The 19,524-nt window shown below is 73.4% G+C and carries 17 protein-coding genes; 8 read left to right on the top strand and 9 right to left on the bottom strand.

The genetic code is table 11. The features are described 5' to 3' along the window. Nucleotides 1–52: 52 nt before the first annotated feature. Both ACOBQU_RS24915 and ACOBQU_RS24910 read right to left on the bottom strand, forming a co-directional pair. A complete protein-coding gene (locus ACOBQU_RS24915) occupies nucleotides 53–979 on the bottom strand; it encodes a serine hydrolase (protein ID WP_423629685.1) in 927 nt (308 codons plus the stop codon). 139 nt (nucleotides 980–1,118) lie between these two features. Next, entirely contained in the window at nucleotides 1,119–1,877 is a 759-nt protein-coding gene (locus ACOBQU_RS24910; RefSeq protein WP_423629683.1) for a GntR family transcriptional regulator, read from the bottom strand. Between the two features lie 202 nt (nucleotides 1,878–2,079). On the opposite strand from ACOBQU_RS24910, the gene ACOBQU_RS24905 reads away from it, so the two are divergent. Further along, the gene (locus ACOBQU_RS24905) at nucleotides 2,080–2,661 is read left to right on the top strand and encodes a Uma2 family endonuclease (RefSeq protein WP_423629681.1); all 582 of its coding nucleotides are present in this window, start codon (nucleotides 2,080–2,082) and stop codon (nucleotides 2,659–2,661) included. Nucleotides 2,662–2,709: 48 nt separating this feature from the next. Here the strand turns inward: ACOBQU_RS24905 and ACOBQU_RS24900 are convergent, their stop codons facing one another. From ACOBQU_RS24900 to ACOBQU_RS24890, 3 genes are all read right to left on the bottom strand, one after another. Continuing rightward, on the bottom strand, nucleotides 2,710–4,401 hold the full coding sequence (locus ACOBQU_RS24900; RefSeq protein ID WP_423629679.1) for a thiamine pyrophosphate-binding protein: 1,692 nt from the start codon (nucleotides 4,399–4,401) through the stop codon (nucleotides 2,710–2,712). Further along, nucleotides 4,398–5,390: an agmatinase gene (gene speB, locus ACOBQU_RS24895; RefSeq protein ID WP_423629677.1), complete on the bottom strand. Its 993-nt coding sequence runs from the start codon at nucleotides 5,388–5,390 to the stop codon at nucleotides 4,398–4,400. The genes ACOBQU_RS24900 and speB overlap by 4 nt, the downstream gene beginning before the upstream one ends. 178 nt (nucleotides 5,391–5,568) lie before the next feature. Continuing rightward, on the bottom strand, nucleotides 5,569–7,020 hold the full coding sequence (locus ACOBQU_RS24890; RefSeq protein ID WP_423629675.1) for a sodium:solute symporter: 1,452 nt from the start codon (nucleotides 7,018–7,020) through the stop codon (nucleotides 5,569–5,571). Nucleotides 7,021–7,153: 133 nt separating this feature from the next. On the opposite strand from ACOBQU_RS24890, the gene ACOBQU_RS24885 reads away from it, so the two are divergent. Both ACOBQU_RS24885 and ACOBQU_RS24880 read left to right on the top strand, forming a co-directional pair. Continuing rightward, entirely contained in the window at nucleotides 7,154–8,764 is a 1,611-nt protein-coding gene (locus ACOBQU_RS24885; protein ID WP_423629673.1) for a PucR family transcriptional regulator, read from the top strand. A gap of 163 nt (nucleotides 8,765–8,927) precedes the next feature. Beyond that, complete coding sequence (locus ACOBQU_RS24880) at nucleotides 8,928–9,713, top strand: phosphatase (RefSeq protein ID WP_423629671.1); 786 nt, start codon at nucleotides 8,928–8,930, stop codon at nucleotides 9,711–9,713. On the opposite strand, the gene ACOBQU_RS24875 is transcribed toward ACOBQU_RS24880, so the two are convergent. Then, a complete protein-coding gene (locus tag ACOBQU_RS24875) occupies nucleotides 9,677–10,660 on the bottom strand; it encodes a cation diffusion facilitator family transporter (RefSeq protein ID WP_423629669.1) in 984 nt (327 codons plus the stop codon). The genes ACOBQU_RS24880 and ACOBQU_RS24875 overlap by 37 nt on opposite strands. Before the next feature lie 166 nt (nucleotides 10,661–10,826). On the opposite strand from ACOBQU_RS24875, the gene ACOBQU_RS24870 reads away from it, so the two are divergent. Then, entirely contained in the window at nucleotides 10,827–11,561 is a 735-nt protein-coding gene (locus ACOBQU_RS24870) for a DJ-1/PfpI family protein (protein ID WP_423629667.1), read from the top strand. A 96-nt stretch (nucleotides 11,562–11,657) separates the two neighbouring features. Further along, entirely contained in the window at nucleotides 11,658–12,089 is a 432-nt protein-coding gene (locus ACOBQU_RS24865; protein WP_423629666.1) for a MarR family winged helix-turn-helix transcriptional regulator, read from the top strand. Nucleotide 12,090: 1 nt separating this feature from the next. Here ACOBQU_RS24865 and ACOBQU_RS24860 read toward each other — a convergent pair whose 3' ends face one another. The 3 genes from ACOBQU_RS24860 to ACOBQU_RS24850 form a co-directional block, all read right to left on the bottom strand. Next, nucleotides 12,091–12,975: an acyl-CoA thioesterase gene (locus tag ACOBQU_RS24860; RefSeq protein WP_423629664.1), complete on the bottom strand. Its 885-nt coding sequence runs from the start codon at nucleotides 12,973–12,975 to the stop codon at nucleotides 12,091–12,093. Continuing rightward, a complete protein-coding gene (locus ACOBQU_RS24855; RefSeq protein ID WP_423629662.1) occupies nucleotides 12,972–14,129 on the bottom strand; it encodes an acyl-CoA dehydrogenase family protein in 1,158 nt (385 codons plus the stop codon). Before ACOBQU_RS24855 ends, ACOBQU_RS24860 begins: the two co-directional genes overlap by 4 nt. 145 nt (nucleotides 14,130–14,274) lie before the next feature. Next, complete coding sequence (locus ACOBQU_RS24850) at nucleotides 14,275–14,880, bottom strand: TetR/AcrR family transcriptional regulator (protein ID WP_423629660.1); 606 nt, start codon at nucleotides 14,878–14,880, stop codon at nucleotides 14,275–14,277. Nucleotides 14,881–14,962: 82 nt separating this feature from the next. On the opposite strand from ACOBQU_RS24850, the gene ACOBQU_RS24845 reads away from it, so the two are divergent. From ACOBQU_RS24845 to ACOBQU_RS24835, 3 genes are read left to right on the top strand one after another with little or no spacing between them, the layout of a single operon-like run. After that, nucleotides 14,963–16,579, top strand: a complete 1,617-nt coding sequence (locus ACOBQU_RS24845) for a carboxyl transferase domain-containing protein (protein WP_423629658.1) — start codon at nucleotides 14,963–14,965, stop codon at nucleotides 16,577–16,579. 35 nt (nucleotides 16,580–16,614) lie between these two features. Further along, the gene (locus tag ACOBQU_RS24840) at nucleotides 16,615–18,564 is read left to right on the top strand and encodes a biotin carboxylase N-terminal domain-containing protein (RefSeq protein ID WP_423634695.1); all 1,950 of its coding nucleotides are present in this window, start codon (nucleotides 16,615–16,617) and stop codon (nucleotides 18,562–18,564) included. Next, the gene (locus ACOBQU_RS24835) at nucleotides 18,561–19,520 is read left to right on the top strand and encodes a hydroxymethylglutaryl-CoA lyase (RefSeq protein WP_423629657.1); all 960 of its coding nucleotides are present in this window, start codon (nucleotides 18,561–18,563) and stop codon (nucleotides 19,518–19,520) included. Before ACOBQU_RS24840 ends, ACOBQU_RS24835 begins: the two co-directional genes overlap by 4 nt. The last annotated feature ends 4 nt before the right edge of the window (nucleotides 19,521–19,524 follow it).

Raw genomic sequence — 19,524 nt, 5'->3', positions numbered from 1 at the left:
CAGGGAGCGGCTTTTCCCCGCCCGCCCCTTTTCAGGGGCGGGCGGGGAAGCCCTACGCCTCCGGCACCGGAACTGCCGCTTCCTTCGGGGTGTCCGTCGGGGTGAAGCGCGTCGGGGCCTGGCTGATCGGGGTCAGGTCCTTGTGGATGGCGCGGGACACCTTCTGGATGGTGTCCACGCCGTACTGCATGCTGCCGTTGCCGTGCGTGAGCACGGAGATCGTGTAGTCGTGCCCGCGGCCCTTGAACGCGCCGACGCTGTGCACGCGCCACCCGTGCGTGGCCCGCGGCAGCCAGCCGTTCTTGACGGCGATGGAGGTGCCGGACGGGGCGCCCGCCGGGGTGCCCCAGCGCTGGTCGCGGACGACCTTGCCCATCAGCTTCAGGATGTACGCGCGGGCGTTGTCGCTGAGCACGTCGTTCTTGGTGGTGATCAGCGCGAGGAGCTTCTGCTCGTCGGTGACGTTGATGCGCGTCAGGCCCCAGTAGCCGCCGGAGCCGGGCACCGTCTTGGTCATCTTGGCCTCGGCCAGGAACTTCTTGACCTTGGTGGTGCCGAGCTGCCGCCACAGGGTGCTGGTGGAGGCGTTGTCCGACTTGGTGATCATGGCGGTGGCGAGCTTGGCCTCGCGGTCCGTGAGGTACCGGTCGTGCTTCTTGGCGTCCCACAGCAGCGTCGCGAGGACGGTCACCTTGACGACGCTGGCGGAGTCGAAGGAGGTGGTGCCGCGCAGGGTGCAGGTCGTCTTGGTGGCCTTGTCGTACAGGCCGACCGCGATGGTGCCCTTGCGGTTCTTCAGGGCGGCCGCGATGTCCTTCTTCAGCTTCTTGGCCAGCTCCGGCTGCTGCGAGGTACAGCTGACCTGCGGCGTCGCGGCGACGGCCGGACCCGCGGCGGCCACCCCGGCGACCGGCACGAGGACGGCGGCGGCCACACCCGCGCTGAGCACGCGGGCACGCCGCGAGATGCGGTGAGTCATTGGAGGTTCCCCCCTAGTCGGTACACACGTGCGCCCCCGGCACACGCGTATCCCATGACTCACTTACACGGGTGAATGGTTGTACGGATGTGGGGCTTCTGTCGGCGCTGCCTTCGTCACACAGGCGTCAGGTCGGGCTTCACGCCTCGAAGCCGTACTCCAGGACGTACGCGGCGGCGTCAAGCACCATCTCGTTGGCTTCGACGGCCCGCCCCTGCTCGTCGTACGCGGTGCGGCCGACGAGCATGACCGGCGTGCCCGGCGCCATGTTCAGCTGGGCGGACTCTTCGCCGTTCGGCATGCGGGAGCGGATCTCCTCGCGGAACCGGACCGGCCGGTGCCCGAGTTCTTCGAGCCTCGCGTACGTGCCGCCCGGACCGGTGTCCGGCCGCGTGATCGGCGTCCCGCCGACCAGGTCCATCGGCAGGTACGAGACGGAGAGCAGCACCGGTTTGCCGTCCAGGACGAACCGGCGCCGCCGAACGCAGACGCGGTCCTCGTCGCCGAGTTCCAGGACTCCGGCCACCGCGGCCGGGGCGGCCTCCTCGGTCACCCCGACGGAGTCGACCACCAGGTCGCGCTCACCGACGTCGGCGGCCCAGATCGAGCGTCCCGAACCCCACTGCGTGTGCGCGAGGCGCTCGATGCCACGCCTGCGGATCGGCCTGAAGTCCCGGACGAACACCCCGGCGCCCTTGCGGGCTTCGACGAGCCCTTCCGCCTGAAGCAGCGCGAGCGCCTGCCGAGCCGTCATGCGCGCGACGCCGTGGGTGGCCATGAGGTCGTTCTCACCGGGCAGCCGCTCCCCCGGCCCGTACTCACCAGCCTCGATCCCCGCCCTCAGCTCCGCGGCGATGCGCTGGTACTCGGGCTGGCGTGCGCTACCCCGGCCGCTCATCCGGACCTCCTCCGACCATCCCTGGACACCTTAGGCAGCCCGCGTCGCGCGACACAGCCGACTCCACGAAGCGCAGCCAGCGCCCGCGTGCGGTTCCGGCGGGCCGGGAGACCGGCGTACGGATCGCCCGCCACGGGGGGCAGTCGCGGATCGCTCAATACCCTGACAGCGCCGCACGCCCCACGCCCTGAGGGAGGACGCGATGAGCACCGCCTGGGAGGAGCTACCCCTGTGGATGCGGCCACCGCGCGAGAGCGGGTGGGAAGCCGACGACCTCGATCACGTCCCCGACCTGCCGCGCCACACCGAGCTGATCGACGGAGCCCTGGTCTTCAGGATGTCCCCGCGGCGCTCCGCGCACGCCCGGATCGTGGAGAACCTGACGTTCGCCCTGCGGCGGGCCGCCGGGGCGGCGTACGAGGTGGAGCGGGAGATGACGGTCCGCATCGACAAGCTCACCCGGCCCGAACCGGACATCCTGGCCGCGACCGTGCCGTACGACCCCGACCGGACGCGTTTCCTTCCCGAAGAGGTCGCACTGATCGTGGAGGTCGTCTCGCCCGAGTCGGCCCATCGCGACCGCACGGTCAAGCCGATGAAGTACGCCGAGGCGGGCATCCCGCACTACTGGCGGGTGGAGGAGGAAAGCGGGCTGCCGGTGGCACACGTCTACGAGTTGGACGAGACCACGCGGTGGTACGTCGCCACCGGCATCCACCGCGACCGGCTGAAGGTGGCGGTGCCCTTCCCCGTGGATCTCGACCTGGCGGCGCTCGCCCCCTGAGGGACGGGGTCGCCAGCCGAACGGACGGGTGGGTGGGTGGGTGGGTGATCAGGGCGCGTCGAGATGTGTCGGTGCGAACATGCGCAGGACGGCGGGGAGTACGACCACCGACGGGCCCGGTGTGGACAGGGCCTTGGCCAGGTCGGCGCGCAGCGCCTCGGGGGACGTCCGCACCCCCGGCACCCCGAAGGACTCCGCCAGGGCGACGAAGTCGGGGCGGGTCAGCTCCGTGCCCGTGGCCTCGCCGAACGCGTCGGTCATGTACTCGCGCAGGATGCCGTAGCCGCCGTCGTCGACGATCAGCCAGGTGACGTTCAGGTCGTGCTGGCGGGCGGTGGCCAGTTCCGCGATCGAGTACATGGCGCCGCCGTCGCCGGAGACGGCGAGGACCGGGCGGGTCGGGTCGGCCGCCGCCGCGCCGAGGGCGGCGGGGAAGCCGTAGCCGAGGCCGCCCGCGCCCTGCGCGGAGTGCATGGTGCCCGGGCGCCGGGCGTCGAACGCGGACCAGGCCCAGTACGCCAGGATCGTCATGTCCCAGAAGGACGGGGAGGTGTCGGGGAGGGCGGTTCGGATGGAGGCGAGGACCTGCTGCTCCAAGGTCAGGTCCTGGGCGGCGATGCGTTCCCGCACCCGGGTGAGCACCGCCGCGACCCGTTCAGCGGCAGCCGGATCACGCCGCTCCCCCACCGTCTCAAGCAACGCCGACAGGGCGAGGCGGGCGTCCGCGTGGATGCCGAGCGCCGGGTGATTGGACTCCAGTTTGCCGAGGTCGGCCTCGATCTGGATGACCCGGCCGCGCGGCCGGAAGGTGTGGTAGTTCGAGGAGAGTTCGCCGAGGCCCGAGCCGACGACGAGCAGGACGTCGGCGTCCTCCAGGAAGTCCGTGGTGTGCCGGTCCTCCAGCCAGGACTGGAGGGACAGCGGGTGCTCCCAGGGGAAGGCGCCCTTGCCGCCGAAGGTGGTGACGACGGGCGCGTCCAGCCGCTCGGCGAGCGCGCGGAGCTTGCCGGAGGCGTCGGCGCGCACGACCCCGCCGCCCGCGATGACCGCCGGGCGCTCGGCCCGCGTCAGCAGGTCGGCGGCGACGGCGGTCAGCTCGGGGCGGGGCACGAGGTCGCGCGGGGTGGCGTCCACGGCCGTGACGACGGGCAGGGCCGTCCCGGCGAGGAGGACGTCCTGGGGGATCTCCACCCACACCGGCCCGTGCGGGGCGGTGAGCGCCGACTCCCAGGCCGCCGCGATCGCGGACGGGATCTGGGACTGCGTACGGACGGTGTGGACGGACTTGACCACGTCCCGGAACGAGGCCTGCTGGTCGCGCAGCTCGTGGAGGTAGCCGTGGCGCCCGCCGCCGAGCCCGGCGGCGGGGACCTGGCTGCCGATGGCGAGCACCGGCGCGCTGGCGGCGGCGGCCTCCTGGAGCGCGGCGAGCGACAGCAGCGCGCCCGGCCCGGTGGACAGCAGCAGCGGCGCCACCTCGCCCGTGATCCGGCCGTACGCGTCGGCCGCGAACCCGGCGTTGTTCTCCACCCGCAGCCCCACGTAGCGGAGCCCCGAGCGGCGCAGGGCGTCGAACATGCCGAGCGCGTGCTGCCCGGGCAGGCCGAAGACGGTGGACGCGCCGAGCCCGTGCAGCGTCTCGACGACGAGGTCGCCGCCGGTGCGCCCGGCGGGCGGGTTCAGGGCGGCCTCGGTCTGCGCGGCCGTGGGCCTCAGTTCCAGGTCGTGGTCGTGGGTCACTGCGCGCGGGCCTCCGCGATCTGGCGGGACATGATCGTCGTCAGTTCGTACGCGGTGTGGGAGGCCGCCACGGCGGTGATCTCGGCGTGGTCGTACGCGGGGGCGACCTCGACGACGTCGGCGGAGACCAGGTTGCAGGAGGCGAGGCCGCGCAGGATCTCCAGGAGTTCGCGGGAGGTCATGCCGCCCGCCTCCGGGGTGCCGGTGCCCGGGGCGTGGGCCGGGTCGAGGCAGTCGATGTCGATGGAGATGTACAGCGGCCGGTCGCCGATGCGCTGGCGGAGCTGGTCGGCGACCTCGTCCGCGCCGCGCCGGTAGATGTCGGCGGACGTGACGATGCCGAAGCCCATCTTCTCGTCGTCGGTCAGGTCCTTCTTGCCGTACAGCGGGCCGCGCGTGCCGACGTGGGACAGCGCGGAGGTGTCGAGGATGCCCTCCTCCACGGCCCGGCGGAACGGGGTGCCGTGCGTGTACTCGGCGCCGAAGTAGGTGTCCCAGGTGTCGAGGTGCGCGTCGAAGTGGAGCAGCGCGACCGGGCCGTGCTTCTTCGCCATGGAGCGCAGCAGCGGCAGCGCGATGGTGTGGTCGCCGCCGAGGGTCATCATGCGGGCGCCGGTGGCGAGGAGGTCGTCCGCGGCGGCCTCGATGGTCTCCACGGCCTCGTTGATGTTGAACGGGTTCGCGGCGATGTCGCCCGCGTCGGCGACCTGGGCGAGCGCGAAGGGCGACGCGTCCTGGGCCGGGTTGTACGGGCGCAGCAGGCGGGACGCCTCCCGGATGGCGTTGCCGCCGAAGCGGGCGCCCGGGCGGTACGACACTCCCGTGTCGAAGGGGACACCGACGACGGCGACGTCCGCCGTGCCGACCTCGTCGAGGCGGGGGAGGCGGGCGAAGGTGGCGGGGCCCGCGTAGCGGGGGACGCGGGAGGAGTCCACGGGCCCGCGGGGGCTGGCGGGGGCGCCCTGGGCGGTGCTGTCGGTGCTGGTCATGGTTGGTGTCTCCTGGTGATGCGGATGTGCGTGTTCAGTGTGGTCCCTCGCGGGGGCGCCCCGGGCCCGCCCCCGGGGATCCAGCCCGTCCGGCGTTTGAGGACGAGGCCGCCAGGCCGATGGACGGGGGTCCAGGGGGCGGAGCCCCATGGTTCGGGAAGGGGCGGGGTGGGGGAGATCAGACCGGCATCGACACCTCCGGCTCGGGTGCGCGCCCAGCGACCCGCTCACGCCACGCGCCCAGCACCGCCTCGTCCGTGGGCCGGGTGGCCAGGGACACCCCCACGTACACCACCAGCGAGGTCAGCAGCCCGTAGTAGATGGGCTCGTTGGCGAGGATCCCGTACCCCCACATCAGGCCGATGACCGACAGGCCCCCGGCGACGACGGCCGCGAGGGCCCCCGCGCCCGTGCCCCGCCGCCACAGCAGCCCGCCGAGGATCGGCACCAGCAGCCCGCCCACCAGCAGGTTGTACGCGACGGTCAGCGCCTCGACGACGTCGTTGAGGGCGATGGAGACGCCGATGACGGCGACGCCCATGACGAGGATGAAGGCCCGGTTGCCCTTCACCTCGTCGTGCGGGTCACCGCCGCGCCCGGCGGCGCCCCGCAGCCGCGCCCAGATGTCGTTGTTGGCGACGGTGGCGCAGGCGATGAGCGCGCCGGAGGACGTGGACATCACGGCGGCGAGGGCGGCGGCGAGCACCAACCCCCGTACGCCCATGGGCAGTTCGTCCTTGACGATGGTTGCGAAGGCGGAGTCGGGGCTCGGCAGCTTCGGGTACATGACGCGTGCGGCGGTGCCGATGACCGCGCCCGCGAGGGCGTAGACGAGGCAGTACGTACCGGCGACCGTGCCGCCCCAGCGGGCCACCTTGTCGCTGCGCGCGGTGAAGACGCGCTGCCAGATGTCCTGCCCGATGAGCATGCCGAAGGTATAGATCAGGACGTACGTGAAGATCGTCTCGCCGCCGACGCCGAGCGGTTCGAAGTAGTCGTCGGGCAGCGTGTCGCGCATCGCGCCGAAGCCGCCCGCCTTGACGACGGCGATGGGCAGGAGCAGCAGCAGGACGCCGATGGTCTTCACCACGAACTGCACCATGTCCGTCAGCGTGATGGACCACATGCCGCCGAGGGTGGAGTACGCGACGACGATGGAGCCGCCGATGACGATGGCGACCGTGCGGTTCACGTCGAACAGGACGTCGAAGATCGTGGCGTACGCGATGGTGGAGGTCACCGCGAGCATCAGGGTGTAGCCCCACATGACGACGCCGGACAGGACGCCCGCCCGGCCGCCGTAGCGCAGGTCGAGCATCTCGGAGACCGTGTACACCTTCAGGCGGGCGATGCGGGCCGAGAAGAAGACCGACAGGGCGAGCAGGCCGAGGCCGATGGTGAAGACCATCCAGGCGCCGGACAGGCCGTGCGTGTAGCCGAGGCCCACGCCGCCGATGGTGGAGGCGCCGCCGAGGACGATCGCGGCCATCGTGCCGGAGTACATCCACGGCCCCAGGCGGCGGCCCGCGACCAGGAACTCGGACTTGGACTTCGCGCGGCGCATGCCCCACCAGCCCATGGCCAGCATCCCCGCGAGGTACACGACGATCACTGCGTAGTCGACAGCCATGGACAGCTCTCCTTCACGCGCGGGAGGGGGCGACCTCGGTGTGACGGTCGACACGACCCTAGGTGGCCGGAAAGCGACGTTGAAGTGTACGTTTCCTCTACTTCTCCCGGACTGGATGGAGGAATCGTCCACCATGGCGGAGCCCACGCCCGCACTGCCGGGACCGCTTCCCCCGGAGCCTCCCGCCGCGCCTCCCCCGGAGCCTCCCTCGGGGCCTCCCGCCGGGCCTCCCTCGGAGCCTCCCGCCGGGCCGCCTTCGGGGCCGCCGGGCGCACCGCCGGGCCCGCCCACCCCGCCGGTCCCCCTGACCGCGCTGCTCGCCCGCGCGGAGCTGGGTCTGCGGCAGATCGCGGGCCCGGACGCGGCGGCCACGGCCCTGCACTGGGTGCACACCTCCGAGATGGCCGACCCGTACCCGTACCTGCTGGGCGGCGAGCTGCTGCTCACCGCCGGGGTGCACGTCCGGGCGGGCGAGGAGGCCCGCCTGGACGACTACGTGGCCCGCATCGTCGCGGCGGGCGGCGCCGCGCTCGGCTTCGGCGTGGCACCCGTGCACGAGGAGGTCCCGCGGGCGCTGGTGGCGGCCTGCGACCGGCACGGCCTGCCGCTCCTGGAGGTGCCGCCGCGGACCACGTTCAGCGGCGTCGCGCGGGCCGTGTGGCAGCTGATGGCCGAGGCCCGGCACACCGAGCTGCGCCGCGTCGCACAGGCCCAGGCGGGCCTCGCCGCGGCGGCCGCCCGCCCCGACCCGGTGCCCGCGCTGCTGCGCCAACTGGCCGCGCGCCTCGACGGGTACGCGGCCCTGTACGCCGCCGACGGCACCGTCACGCAGAGCGCGGGCCCCCCGCCGGGCCCCGCCGCCCGCGCCGCCCTCGCCCGGCTCACCGGCGTCGTCCGGCACCCGGCCGAGCCGCACCCGGCCGAGCCCCGCCCGGCGCCCGCGTCCGGCGCCGACACCGCCGACGGCAGCCACCTCGCCGCCTACGCGCTCGCCGGGGCCAAGGGCCTGGCCCTCGGGGTCGCCGCCCCGCGCCGGGAGCCCGGCGACCACACCATCGCGCAGGTCGCCGCCGTGCTCCTGGCGCTGCTCACCGCCGCCCACCAGGGCGCCGCCGAGTCGGCGCGCACCGCCGCGCTGGTCCGCCTGCTGCTGGGCGCGGCCCCGGCCGAGGTGGCGCCGCTGCTGGGCGGTGACCGCTGGACGGTGGTGCGCGCGCGGGCCCGCGGCACCGGCGGCGCCCCGCCCGCGGCGGCGTCCCTGGCGGTCGCCCTGGGCAGCACGCTGGTGGACACCGCCGCGGACGACGTGACGCTGCTGCTGCCCGCCGACCGCGGGGTCACCCCGCACAGCGGCTGGACCCTCGGCGCCTCCGCCCCCGCCGACGCCGCCGGGCTCGCCGCCGCCGACGCCCAGGCCGCGCGCGCCCTGGCCCGCGCCGAGGCGACCCGCGCGCCCCTCGTGCGCCACCGCGGGACGGGCCTGTCCGCGCTGGTCTCCCCCACCGAGGCCGCCGCCCACGCGCGCGCCCTCCTCGCCCCGCTCGGCGGCAACGCGGCCCTGACCGAGACGCTGCGCACCTGGCTGTCCCTGCACGGCAGTTGGGACCGCACGGCGACCGCCCTGTCCGTCCACCGCAACACGGTCCGCCAGCGCGTCACCCGCTGCGCGACCCTCCTGAACGCCGACCTGGACGACCCCGACGTCCGCATGGAACTGTGGTTCGCCTTGAACCACCCCACCTGAGCCGAGGGGGCAACCACCCCGAAAGGCAACCGCCCCGAAGGGCAAGCGCCCCGAAGGGGCGCGGGGAACTGCGCGAGCAACCACAACAAACCCGCACCCGAAAAAGACCCCGCACCCGAAACCCGCCCACGCCAGTCGTACGTGCCCCGGCACAATGGGGGGCATGCCGATACCCAGCCGCCCCGCGCTCGTCGACCACCTCGTGCGCACCCGCATCGCGGGCGACGTCGCCACGCCCCGCGAGAACAACCTCTCCCACTACCGCAAGCTCGCGAACGGCGACCGCCACTACTGGCTGGGCCTCGAACTCGGCGACCGGTGGAGCGACGAACAGGACGTGCTCGCCGTGATGGCCGAGCGCTGCGGGGTGATCGACGACCCGCAGCACCGCCAGGGCCAGGACACCATCGACCCGGAGCTGACGGTCGACGCCCTGGAGCGGATGGCGGGCCGCCTGCGCAAGGCGGCCGACGCCAAGGAGCGCGTGCTGTTCGCCACCGGGCACCCCGGGGGTCTGCTCGACGTGCACCGGGCGACGGCGGCCGCGCTGCGCGCCGCGGGCTGCGAGATCGTCGTCATCCCCGAAGGGCTCACGGCGGACGAGGGCTTCGTGTTCCAGTTCGCGGACGTCGCGGTCCTGGAGCGGGGCGCGACGCTGTGGCACACGCACTCGCCGGAGCCGATGAACGCGATCCTCGACGGGCTGCTGCGCGAGGAGCGCCCGCTGCCGGACCTGGTCGTCGCCGACCACGGCTGGGCGGGCCGCGCGGGCCAGCGCGGGATCGACGCCGTCGGCTACGCGGACTGCAACGACCCGGCCCTGTTCATCGCGGAGGCCGAGGGCACGGTCCAGGTGACGGTCCCCCTCGACGACCACGTGACCAGCCCCCGCTTCTACGACCCGCTGACCGCCTATCTGCTCGGCGCCGCGGGGCTGACGGACGGCTGACCCGGGCCCGGCGTCGGGTCCAGGTACACCCGGCGCACCGCGGGGAAGCGGGCCTGGACGCGCCGGGCCGCGCGGTCGCAGGCCCGCTCGACCTCGGCCGCCGTGGACACGTCCCGGAAGTCGACCTTCGCCGCGACCAGCGCCTCGCTCGGCCCCTGGAGCAGCGTGGTCAGCTCCAGTACGGCCACCACGTGCGGGTCGTCGAGGAGTTCGGCCCGCACCGCCGCCCGCACGGACGGCGGCAGGGGCCGCCCGATGAGGAGTTCCGCGTTGGCGCGCCCGAGGACCCAGGCCACGTACACCAGCAGGGCGCCGATGGCGAGCGACGCGACGCCGTCCCAGGCGCCGGAGCCGGTGAGCTGGCCGCCGAGCAGGCCGCCCGCGGCGAGCACGAGGCCCGCGAGCGCGGCGGAGTCCTCCATGACGACGGCCTTCACCGCGGTGTCGGGCGTGTGCCGCAGGTAGTGCCCGACACGCACGTCGAACCGGGCGGCCGCGCCGCGCGCCTGCCTCAGGCCGGTGCGCAGCGAGTAGCCCTCCAGGACGAAGGCGACCGCGAGAACGAGGTACGACACCAGCGGGTCGCCGGGCTCCTCGCCGTGCGTGAGGGTGTGGATCCCGTCGTACACGGCGAAGACGCCGCCACCCACGAAGGTGGCGACGGAGGCGAGCAGCGCCCAGACGTAGCGGGCGCCGCCGTAGCCGAGCGGGTGGTCCTCGTCGGCGGGCCGCTCGGCGCTCCTCAGGGAGAAGAGCAGCATCAGCTCGGTGACGGTGTCGGCCACGGAGTGCGCCGCCTCGGAGAGCATCGCGCTGGACCCGCTGACGGCCCCGGCCACGGCCTTGGCGACGGCGATCCCGAGGTTGGCGAGCGCGGCGACGACCACGGTGAAGGCACTCTCGCCACCCGTGCCGCCCGTGGGGGTACTTGACACTGTTTCACCCATGGTGGGCGAGTATGCCGGACCGCCCTCCCCTGCCCCGTGACGCCTCGCGGGCGGACCTTATCGCCTACTTACAGCCCAACTTGTAGCCTGGCTGCAAGTTCTCAACACGTGCGCTTTCGCTGAAGGTTCGCCCACCGCTTCCGCCGAGGCAGGGAGAAGAAGGACCATGACCGACGACCAGCGTGACGACGACCAGCATGAAGACGACCAGCGGGAACTCGACATCGCGATCCTGGTGTGCCCGGGCTATATGCCGGTGGACGTCATCGGCTTCCACTGGGCCATGAGCGCCCTGCCCCGCACCCGGGTGCACCTCGTGGGCAGGACCCTGGACGAGATCGCGGGCCATCCGCACTTCCCGACGCGCGCGACCACCACCTTCGAGGACTGCCCGGCCGACCTGGACGTGCTGTTCACGGGCGCGGTGCCCGCCGACGTCCTGGAGGACGCCGAGACGCTGGCCTTCCTCGCCGACCGGGGCGGCCGGGCGCGCTGGGTGGCGGGCGTCTGCGCGGGCAGCCTGCTCCTGGGAGCGGCCGGACTGCTCCAGGGCTATCGCGCCACGACCAACTTCCACGTATACGGCCTGCTGCCGTACTACGGCGCCACGCTGGTGCCCACCAACCGCGTGGTGGAGGACCGCGACCGCATCACCGCGGGCCCCGGCACCGGCGCCCACGAGATCGCCCTGCGCCTCATCCAGGACCTCCGCGGCACCGAAGCGGCCCGCCTGACCGAGCTGACCATGGAGTACGCGCCGCGACCGCTGTTCGGCGTCGGCACCCCGGAGCTGGCCGGTCCCGAGCTGACCCAGGCCGCGCTCGGCGCCGCCGCCAAGGGACTCACGCCCTTCCTCGAGGTGTCGCAGCGGGCCGCCGACCGCTTGGGCGTCGCGGTGTGACCGCCCCGCCCGCCCCCGCTCGCCCCCGCCGCCCGGCCTGGGACACTGACACCGGTCATGTCCTGTCCGCACGGACACCGGTAGGGAGAGTCACAGGTGAGCAAGGCGCCGGAGAGTGCGCAGTCGACCGTCATGCTGGTGATCGCCACCGGACGGCGCCTGCACGAGCGGCTGGAAGCGCGGCTCACCGACATCGGCCTGTCGATGCGGCTCTTCGGGGCGCTCGGGCACATCTCCCGCAACGCCGACCTGTCCTACAGCGACCTGGCCCGCCGCGCGGGCGTCACGAGCCAGAGCATGCGCGCCACCGTCCTCATGCTGGAGGAGCTGGGGGCGGTGGAGCGCGACCTCCAGGGACAGGGGCACCGCGCGCGCCTTGAACTGACGACGTACGGCCGCTCCCTGCTCGCCACGGCCTGGGACATCGTGGCCGACCTTGAGGAGGAGTTCCTGCGCGGCGCCCCCGAGGGCGGCGCGGAGGCGCTGGCCGCGGCCTGCCGGGCCACCCTGGACGCGCCGCCCGCGTAGCTCAGCGGGCGCGCGGCACCCGCACCACGCCCTCCTGGATCACGGTCACGGCCAGCCGCCCGTCCCGCGTCCAGATCCGCGCCTGGCCGAGGCCCCGCCCGCCCGAGGCCGACGGCGACTCCTGGTCGTACAGCAGCCACTCGTCGGCGCGGAACGGCCGGTGGAACCACATGGCGTGGTCCAGCGAGGCGCCGACCACGTCACCGACGGCCCAGCCGCCGCGCCCGTGCGCGAGCAGCACCGAGTCGAGCAGCGTCATGTCCGACACATACGTGGCCAGACACAGGTGCAGCAGCGACCCGGCGGGCTCCGCGCCGAGCTTGCCGTTGGTGCGGAACCACACCTGGGAGTGCGGCTCGCGGGGCTGCCCGACAGTGCCCCACGGCGGCGCGTCGGCGTACCGCAGGTCGACCGCGGCGCGCGCCTCCACCAGGCGCCGGGCGACGTCCGGCGGCAGATGGCGCGGCAGCATCTCCGCCGCCGTCTCCAGGGTCTCCGGGTCCGGCGCGTCCGGCATCCCGCCCTGGTGCTCCAGGCCCTCCTCGTACGCCTGGAACGACGCCGACAGGTGGAAGATCGGCTGCCCGTGCTGGACGGCGACGACGCGGCGCGTGGTGAAGGAGCGGCCGTCGCGGATGCGGTCGACGGTGTAGACGATGGGCACGCCCGGGTCGCCGGGGCGCAGGAAGTACGCGTGCAGGGAGTGCGCGGGCCTTTCGTCGGGCACGGTACGGCCCGCGGCGACCAGGGCCTGGGCCGCGACCTGCCCGCCGAAGACGCGCGGCACCAGCGCCGAGCGGCTCTCGCCGCGGAAGATGTCCTGCTCGACCCGCTCCAGGTCGAGCAGGTCGAGCAGGTCCTCCAGCGGGCCCGAGGCCTCGCTCACAGGCCCATGTCCTTGGCGATGATCATCTTCATGACCTCGCTGGTGCCGCCGTAGATGCGGTTGACGCGGTTGTCGGCGTACAGGCGGGCGATCGGGTACTCGTTCATGAAGCCGTAGCCGCCGTGCAGCTGGAGGCAGCGGTCGATGACACGGTGGGCGACCTCGGTGCAGAACAGCTTGGCGCTCGCCGCCTCGGCGGGCGTCAGCTCGCCCGCGTCCAGGGCCTCCAGGGCGCGGTCGGCGACGGCCTCGGCGGCGTCCACCTCGGCCTGGCAGGCGGCCAGCTCGAACTTGGTGTTCTGGAAGGAGGCGACGGGCTTGCCGAAGACGGTCCGCTCCTGGACGTACTCCTGGGCGAACCGCACGGCGGCCTTGGCCTGCGCGTAGGCGCCGAAGGCGATGCCCCAGCGCTCGGACGCCAGGTTGTGGCCCAGATAGCCGAAGCCCTTGTTCTCCTCGCCGAGCAGGTCCTCCACCGGGACCTTCACGTCGACGAAGGCCAGCTCGGCGGTGTCGGAGACCTTCAGGCCGAGCTTGTCGAGCTTGCGGCCGACCGAGTAGCCCTCGGAGCGGGTGTCGACGGCGAACAGCGAGATACCGAAGCGGCGGTCGTCCTCGCGCGGCGGGGAGGTGCGGGCGCAGACGATCACGCGGTCGGCGTGCACACCGCCGGTGATGAAGGTCTTGGCGCCGTTGAGGACGTAGTGCGTGCCGTCCTCGGAGAGCCTCGCGGTGGTCTTCATGCCCGCGACGTCGGAGCCGGTGCCCGGCTCGGTCATGGCGAGCGCCCACATCTCCTCGCCGGTGACGAACTTCGGCAGGAAGCGCTTCTTCTGCTCCTCGGTGGCGAGCATCTGGAGGTAGGGCAGGCCGAGCAGGACGTGCACCCCGGAGCCGCCGAAGGAGACGCCCGCGCGGGCCGTCTCCTCGTACATGACCGCCTCGAACTTGTGCGAGTCGATGCCCGCGCCGCCGTACTCCTCGGGCACGCGGATGCCGAAGACGCCGAGGTCGGCGAGCTTGTAGTAGAAGTCGCGGGGCGCCTGGCCCGCCGCGAACCACTCGTCGTACACCGGGACGACCTCGGCCTCGATGAAGGCGCGGATCGTCTCCCGGAACGCCTCGTGGTCCTCGTTGAAAACGGTACGCCGCACGACGTGACTCCCTCTGGCGATGGGCGCGCCCTTACTAAGCGCTTGCTCAGGCCCAGGCTACCGGTGGGTTCGCGCGACCGTCCAGACCGGCCGGGTCACCAGTGGCGGCGGGGCCGGTCGTCGCGGCCTTCGGCCTGGCCCGTCCTCACACGCCGGACGGGCTTGGATTCGCGGCCTCCAACGCTCCGCGCGCGAGTCGGTGCAGCAGGGCGGCCATGGCCTCCCGGCCGGGCAGGGACGCGGGGCGGGACAGGTGCGGGGTCGAGTTCAGCAGGCCGAAGACCGCGTGGACGGCCGCGCGCGCCTCCGGCTCCGCGAGCCCCGGGTAGACCTCCCGCACCGCCGCCACCCACAGCTCCACGTACTGCCGCTGGAGCTGGCGGACCCGCTTGCGGTCGGCCTCGCGCAGGCGGTCCAGCTCGCGGTCGTGCAGCGTGATCAGGGGGCGGTCGTCGAGGGCGAAGTCGATGTGCCCCTCGATGAGGGAGTCCAGGGCGGCCTCCGGCGCGCCCGCGGCCTCGGCGGCCCGGCGCCTGCCGCCGGTGAGCAGCCGCTCGCTGATGCCGACGAGCAGTTCGGCGAGCATCGCGTCCTTGCCCGAGAAGTGCCGGTACAGACCGGGTCCGCTGATGCCGACGGCGGCCCCTATCTCGTCCACGCCCACGCCGTGGAAGCCGCGCTCGGCGAACAGGCGGGCGGCTTCCTTGAGGATCTGCTCGCGGCGGGTGGGGGCGTCGGTCCTGGTGGCCATGGAGACAATTCTAGACAGCGCGGTTAGCGGTCGTTAACCTGAGGAGCAGACGTTAACGCTCACTAACCAGGGAGCACAGCGGATGCAACAGGCACCGGTCCTCACGAGCGCGGCGGACCCCGCCTCGGACGCCTGGCGGGCGAACGAGTCGGCGCACCGCGCCCTCGTCGACGAGCTGCGCGCCAAGCTGGCCGCCGCCCGCCTCGGCGGCGGCGAGAAGGCGCGGGCGCGGCACACGGCGCGCGGCAAGCTCCTGCCGCGCGACCGCGTGGACGCGCTGCTCGACCCCGGCTCGCCGTTCCTGGAGCTGGCGCCGCTGGCCGCGGACGGGATGTACGAGGGGCAGGCACCGGCCGCCGGGGTGATCGCGGGCGTCGGCCGGGTCAGCGGCCGGGAGTGCGTGATCGTCGCCAACGACGCCACGGTCAAGGGCGGGACGTACTACCCGATGACGGTGAAGAAGCACCTGCGCGCCCAGGAGATCTCCCTGGAGAACCGCCTGCCGTGCGTGTACCTGGTCGACTCGGGCGGCGCGTTCCTGCCGATGCAGGACGAGGTCTTCCCCGACCGGGAGCACTTCGGGCGGATCTTCTACAACCAGGCGCGGATGTCCGGCGCGGGCATCCCGCAGATCGCGGCGGTCCTCGGCTCCTGCACGGCCGGGGGCGCCTACGTCCCGGCGATGAGCGACGAGGCCGTGATCGTGCGGAACCAGGGCACGATCTTCCTGGGCGGCCCGCCCCTGGTGAAGGCCGCCACGGGCGAGGTCGTGACCGCCGAGGAGCTGGGCGGCGGCGAGGTCCACTCCCGCGTCTCCGGAGTGACCGACCACCTCGCGGAGGACGACCCGCACGCCCTGCGGATCGTGCGCACGATCGTCTCCACGCTGCCCGCGCGCGGCGCGCCCCCCTGGGAGGTGCGCCCGGTGGACGAGCCGAAGGTCGACCCGCTCGGCCTGTACGGGGCGGTGCCGGTGGACTCCCGCACTCCGTACGACGTGCGCGAGGTCATCGCCCGGGTCGTCGACGGCTCGCGCTTCGCCGAGTTCAAGGCCGAGTTCGGGCAGACGCTGGTGACGGGCTTCGCGCACATCCACGGCCACCCGGTCGGGATCGTCGCCAACAACGGCATCCTGTTCGCCGAGTCCGCCCAGAAGGGCGCCCACTTCATCGAGCTGTGCGACCAGCGCGGCATCCCGCTGGTGTTCCTCCAGAACATCTCCGGCTTCATGGTCGGCAAGGACTACGAGGCGGGGGGCATCGCCAAGCACGGCGCGAAGATGGTCACCGCCGTGGCCTGCACGCGCGTACCGAAGCTGACGGTCGTGGTGGGCGGCAGCTATGGAGCGGGTAACTACTCCATGTGCGGCCGGGCCTATTCGCCCCGCTTCCTGTGGATGTGGCCGAACGCCAAGATCTCCGTGATGGGCGGCGAGCAGGCCGCATCGGTGCTCGCGACGGTCAAGCGCGACCAGTTGGAGGCGCGCGGCGAGCAGTGGTCGGCCGAGGACGAGGAGGCCTTCAAGGCCCCGGTCCGCGCGCAGTACGAACAGCAGGGCAACGCCTACTACGCCACGGCGCGCCTGTGGGACGACGGCGTCATCGACCCGCTGGAGACCCGGCAGGTCCTCGGCCTGGCCCTGACGGCGTGCGCCGGGGCCCCGCTGGGCGACCGCGGCTTCGGCGTCTTCCGGATGTGAGGGGTACGCACGCGATGCACACGAACAGGACGAGCATGTTCGACACGGTCCTCGTGGCCAACCGCGGCGAGATCGCCGTCCGCGTCATCCGCACGCTGCGCTCCCTGGGCGTCCGCTCGGTGGCGGTCTTCTCCGACGCGGACGCCGACGCCCGGCACGTGCGGGAGGCCGACACAGCGGTACGGATCGGCCCGGCGCCCGCGGCCGACAGCTATCTGCGCGCGGACCGCCTCCTGGAGGCCGCCGCCGCGACCGGCGCCCAGGCCGTCCACCCCGGGTACGGCTTCCTCGCGGAGAACGCCGCCTTCGCCCAGGCCTGCGCGGACGCGGGCCTCGCCTTCATCGGGCCGCCCGCCGCCGCCATCGACCTGATGGGCGACAAGATCCGCGCCAAGGAGACGGTGCGCGCGGCCGGGGTGCCGGTCGTCCCCGGCTCCTCGGGCAGCGGCCTCACCGACGCCGAGCTGACCGCCGCCGCCCACGAGATCGGCACGCCGGTGCTGCTCAAGCCCTCGGCGGGCGGCGGCGGCAAGGGCATGCGCCTGGTGCGGGACGCGGCGCTGCTCGGCGAGGAGATCGCCGCCGCCCGGCGCGAGGCCCGCGCCTCCTTCGGCGACGACACGCTCCTGGTGGAGCGCTGGGTCGACCGGCCCCGGCACATCGAGATCCAGGTCCTCGCCGACGCCCACGGCAACGTGGTGCACCTCGGCGAGCGCGAGTGCTCCCTCCAGCGCCGCCACCAGAAGATCATCGAGGAGGCGCCGAGCGTCCTGCTGGACGAGGCGACCCGCGCCGCGATGGGGGCCGCCGCCGTGGAGGCGGCGCGCTCCTGCGGGTACGTGGGCGCGGGGACGGTCGAGTTCATCGTCCCCGGCGGCGACCCCTCCTCGTACTACTTCATGGAGATGAACACCCGCCTCCAGGTCGAGCACCCGGTCACCGAGCTGATCACGGGCCTTGACCTGGTGGAGTGGCAGCTGCGGGTGGCGTCCGGCGAGCCCCTTTCCTTCGGGCAGGACGACATCACGCTCACCGGCCACGCGGTCGAGGCGCGCGTCTGCGCGGAGGACCCCGCCCGCGGGTTCCTGCCCTCCGGCGGAACGGTCCTGCTGCTGCGCGAGCCCTCCGGGGACGGGGTGCGCACCGACTCCGGGCTCAGCGAGGGCACGGAGGTCGGGAGCCTGTACGACCCGATGCTGTCCAAGGTCATCGCCTACGGCCCCGACCGGGAGACGGCCCTGCGGAAGCTGCGGGCCGCGCTGGCCGACACGGTCATCCTGGGCGTGCCGACGAACACCGGTTTCCTGCGGCGGCTCCTTGCGCACCCGGCGGTGGTGGCGGGCGAGTTGGACACAGGGTTGGTGGAGCGCGAGGCCGAGGGACTGGTGGACGGGGACGTCCCGGCGGAGGTGTACGAGGCCGCCGCGCTGGCTCGGGTGAGCACCGCCGCGAAGGACACCGGGAGTTGGGTGGACCCCTTCTCCGTGCCCAACGGCTGGCGGCTCGGCGGTGAGCCCGCCTGGACCGTGCACCACCTGCGAGTGCCGGGGCACGACCCGGTCGTCGTACGCACCCGGCTCACCGCCGACGGCGAGGTCGAGGCCAGCCTCGGAGGGTCCACGGGGCGCGGCCCGCTGGCTTCCGGCTTCCACCGCGCCGGAACGTGGCTCGGGCGGGACGGCGACGCCTGGGACGTCCGGGACCACGACCCCGTGGAGGCGTCCCTCACGGGCGCGGCCCACGCGGGCGCCGACGCGCTCACCGCCCCCATGCCCGGCACCGTCACCGTCGTCAAGGCGTCCCCCGGTGACCGCGTGAGCGCGGGGCAGAGCCTGCTGGTCGTGGAGGCGATGAAGATGGAGCACGTCATCTCCGCCCCGCACGCGGGCACCGTCACCGAGCTGGACGTCACCCCCGGCACCACGGTCGCCATGGACCAGGTCCTGGCGGTGGTGGTCCCCGACGAGGCCGAGGAGGAGTCATGACCGCGAACGGCCTGCCGATGGCGGTCCCCGCCCAGGGCCTGCCGCCCCGCGTCCGCGTCCACGAGGTGGGCGCGCGCGACGGCCTCCAGAACGAGAAGGGCACCGTCCCCACGGAGGTGAAGGCGGAGTTCGTCCACCGCCTGGCCGACGCGGGCCTGACGACGATCGAGGCGACCAGCTTCGTCCACCCCAAGTGGGTGCCCCAACTGGCCGACGCCGAGCGCCTGTTCCCGCTGCTCGGGGACATCCAGGGGGTGCGCCTGCCGGTCCTGGTGCCCAACGAGCGGGGCCTGGACCGGGCGCTGACGCTCGGCGCGCGCCGCGTGGCCGTGTTCGCCAGCGCCACCGAGTCGTTCGCCAGGGCCAACCTGAACCGCACGGTGGACGAGGCGCTCGCGATGTTCGAGCCGGTGGTGGCGCGCGCCAAGGAGGCGGACGCGGCACACGACCGCGTGCACGTGCGGGGCTATCTGTCGATGTGCTTCGGCGACCCCTGGGAGGGCGCCGTGCCGATCGCGCAGGTGGTCCGGGTGAGCAAGGCGCTGCTCGACATGGGCTGCGACGAGCTGAGCCTCGGCGACACCATCGGCGTGGCGACGCCGGGCCACGTCCTGGCGCTGCTCGCCGCCCTGAACGAGCACGGCGTGCCGACGCACCGCATCGGCGTGCACTTCCACGACACGTACGGGCAGGCGCTCGCCAACACCCTCGCCGCGCTCCAGCACGGCGTGACCACCGTGGACGCCTCCGCGGGCGGCCTCGGCGGCTGCCCGTTCGCCAAGAGCGCCACCGGCAACCTCGCCACCGAAGACCTCGTGTGGATGCTTCACGGCCTCGGCGTCGAGACCGGGGTCGACCTCGGCCGCCTCACCGCGACCAGCGTCTGGATGGCCGACCAGCTGGGCCGACCGAGCCCGTCCCGCACCGTGCGTGCCCTCTCCCACAAGGAGCAGTGATCTC

This window comes from Streptomyces sp. G45 (assembly GCF_049542095.1).
GTDB lineage: Bacteria > Actinomycetota > Actinomycetes > Streptomycetales > Streptomycetaceae > Streptomyces.
Note: the sequence above shows the minus strand (reverse complement) of the source record. Positions and strands in the feature narration are given on the sequence as shown.